This is a genomic window from Neobacillus sp. (assembly GCF_031988165.1).
Lineage (GTDB): Bacteria > Bacillota > Bacilli > Bacillales > Cytobacillaceae > Neobacillus > Neobacillus rhizosphaerae.
This window is the reverse complement of sequence record NZ_DALZYO010000091.1, coordinates 1,885-4,531: the sequence shown is the minus strand read 5'-3', so window position 1 is coordinate 4,531 and position 2,647 is coordinate 1,885. Positions and strand designations below refer to the sequence as shown.

Genomic DNA, 2,647 nt, shown 5'->3' with positions numbered 1-2,647 from the left:
GTATGGTATTGCTTATATTAAAAAAGAAATGGAAGCTAAAGGCTGCTCGAAAATGAATGAAACCATCGAGCGAATCTTTGCAGAGCATGATGAAATGAAAGCAAGATTAAATGACGAGGATGCACTGGTGGAGAAAATATTTCAGCGGTTTAAGCAGACGCTTGACATTATTCGGGTGCGTGCCGGTCATACCGATAAAAATTCTCAAATTAATTTAGAGCTATGGAATGCTTTTCTTATGGCCAGTCCACTTGATGTGACAGTTTTAACTGACCACTATACCTCTGAATCGGTTGCAATGGCAACAGAAAAGGTTAGTAAGGACATTGCAGCATTTAAGCAAAGAAAAGATGAACAAAAGGCCAGGCAGACGATGCGGAAAGGTGAAAAATGATGGATGCTCCTGGCGTTGTATTAGTCTCTAAATATGTGTCGGGCAAATCAACGAAATTTTCAAAGTATGTTAATTATATCAACCGTGATGAAGCTGTTCGAACAGAGAAATTTCAGACTTACAATGTTAATAAATTAGACGGATACAATCAGTATATGGGGAACCCGGAAAAGAGCAGCGGGATATTCACTCAGTTCAAAGATAGCTTATCACCAGAAGAAAAAAATCAGCTGAAGGAGATTTTCAGACAAGCTCAAGAAAATGATTCAGTCATGTGGCAGGATGTCATCAGTTTCGATAACAAGTGGCTAGAAGAACACGGGATTTATAAGCCGAATACTGGCTGGATCAATGAAGGGGCAATTCAAAACTCTATTCGAAAAGGGATGAAGGTCTTATTAAAAGAAGAACAGCTGGAACAGAGTGGCGTTTGGTCCGCAGCTATTCATTACAATACTGATAATATTCATGTTCATATTGCGCTAGTTGAACCCAATCCGACAAAAGAGTATGGCGTTTTTACGAACAAAAAAACAGGTGAGGTTTACCAGGCGAGGCGCGGCAACCGGAAATTAAAAACCCTGGATAAAATGAAAAGTAAGGTAGCGAATACCCTTTTGGATCGGGATAAAGAACTTGCTAAAATATCGCAGCTGATCCATGACCGTATCGCTCCTAAAGGCGTGAGATTGCAGCCTAGATTGGATACATACATGTCGAAGATGTATAACCATATCTACGAGAATCTGCCGGAGGATATGAGGCTGTGGAGATATAATAACAATGCCTTGAATTTTATTCGGCCGGAGATAGACAGCGTGATTACTATGTACATTAAAAAGTATCATCCTGAAGACTTTAAAGAGCTGGATCAGTCGTTAAAAGAAGAAATGGAATTCAGAAAATCAGTGTACGGAGACGGACCAATACAAGTGGAGAGATATAAAGAGTATAGGGAAAATAAACATAAAGAGCTCTATGCGAAATTAGGGAACTCCATGCTGAAGGAAATGGTCGAAATACGCAAGCGTGAGTCGCAAACGAAACAATTCGTTCGTACGGGTACCTATGCTCCTGGTTCAGCATCACAAAAACAATGGGACGCAAAAGGTAAGCTCATAAAAAGGTCTGATATCAATAAAATCAAACACGCTTTAGATAAGGATTATCAAAGTATGAAAAATATGCGGAAGTATCAACAAATGCAATATGAAATGGAACAGAGCCGATAGGCAATTTTGAAATTAAAGGAGAGGCAGCCAATGATTTTTAAAATAGACCACTATTACAATGACGATAGAGATCCAGATTATTTGCTCTTTGTAGAGAAGGAAATTGCTCCTTCAAAATTTGAGAGTGAAATACATGAGCTTATAGAAGTAATCGGGTGCATTCAGTTTAGATTTGAACAGCTTGTTAGAGAAGATATTAGTGTAACAGTCAAAGATATAGTGTCCCTCTTAGAAAAGTATTACGGTTTCAAAAATGTCTCAACAGAATATATGGGGTTAGAAAAAGAAACAAGACTGCCGCGTGAGGAATGGTATGTTTTTAATCATTTTGTAGTTGATCGTGTTCCAGTGATTCAAATTGATGCATATCAGGCTCGTGAAGCCTGCTGCGGACCAGAATATAAAACCCTCATGATAAATAGGCTACCACTTGATGATAAAGAATTCGATAACGATATTGAAAAGTTGGGTGCCTTTTATGATGGTGAACAGCATTAAAAATAAACGGAAACACATGTGAGATCAGGATTTTTTCTGATCTTTTTTTTATGACTAAAAAAGGGGGAGTTTAAATGCCTAGAGTAAGTGAAGATGTCATAAAGCAAGCAGCCGCAGTTGATATTGTTGGCTTCTGTGAGGCAAATGGTTATGAGCTTGTTAAAAAGAGTGACAGATGGTATCAGGGGGCTGACCACGATAGCTTAATGATTGATAGGAAGAAAAACAGTTTTCAATGGTTTTCGCAAGGGAAGAATGGCAATTCAATTGATTTTGTTCGAACTTTTTACGGAAAAAGCTTCCGTGAAGCTGTATCAATGCTTACTGAAAAAGACTATAAGCCAACAGTAATTAAAGAGCAGCCGCAAAAAGAATTTGTTTATGACATCGTTCATGATAACTCTACAGAACAAGTTGAACGTTACTTGACTGAAGAAAGAGGCATTGATAAAGGGATAGTAAATGCTCTGATTGCAAAAGGGCTACTGAGACAAGACAAAAGGAAGAACTGTGTGTTTGTTTG

General features: G+C 38.3%; 4 protein-coding genes. All 4 read left to right on the top strand.

What is annotated here, in order from left to right:
• Positions 1 to 394, top strand: a 394-nt coding sequence (locus tag RTR43_RS25595) for a hypothetical protein (RefSeq protein WP_312476878.1), incomplete at its 5' end; no start/stop codon positions are given.
• Positions 391 to 1,626 (top strand): MobP2 family relaxase, encoded by a 1,236-nt coding sequence (mobP2, locus tag RTR43_RS25590; protein ID WP_312476876.1) that lies wholly within the window; start codon positions 391 to 393, stop codon positions 1,624 to 1,626. The genes RTR43_RS25595 and mobP2, both read left to right, overlap by 4 nt.
• Positions 1,627 to 1,656: 30 nt before the next feature.
• The gene (locus RTR43_RS25585; protein WP_073982228.1) at positions 1,657 to 2,124 is read left to right on the top strand and encodes a hypothetical protein; all 468 of its coding nucleotides are present in this window, start codon (positions 1,657 to 1,659) and stop codon (positions 2,122 to 2,124) included.
• A 74-nt stretch (positions 2,125 to 2,198) separates the two neighbouring features.
• The coding region (locus RTR43_RS25580) for a DUF3991 domain-containing protein (protein WP_312476874.1) at positions 2,199 to 2,647 on the top strand (449 nt) is incomplete at its 3' end.

Coding starts and splice junctions, on each gene's coding strand:
- mobP2 (WP_312476876.1), top strand. CDS start 391: ATGATGGATGCTCCTGGCGTTGTATTAGTCTCTAAATATGTGTCGGGC.
- RTR43_RS25585 (WP_073982228.1), top strand. CDS start 1,657: ATGATTTTTAAAATAGACCACTATTACAATGACGATAGAGATCCAGAT.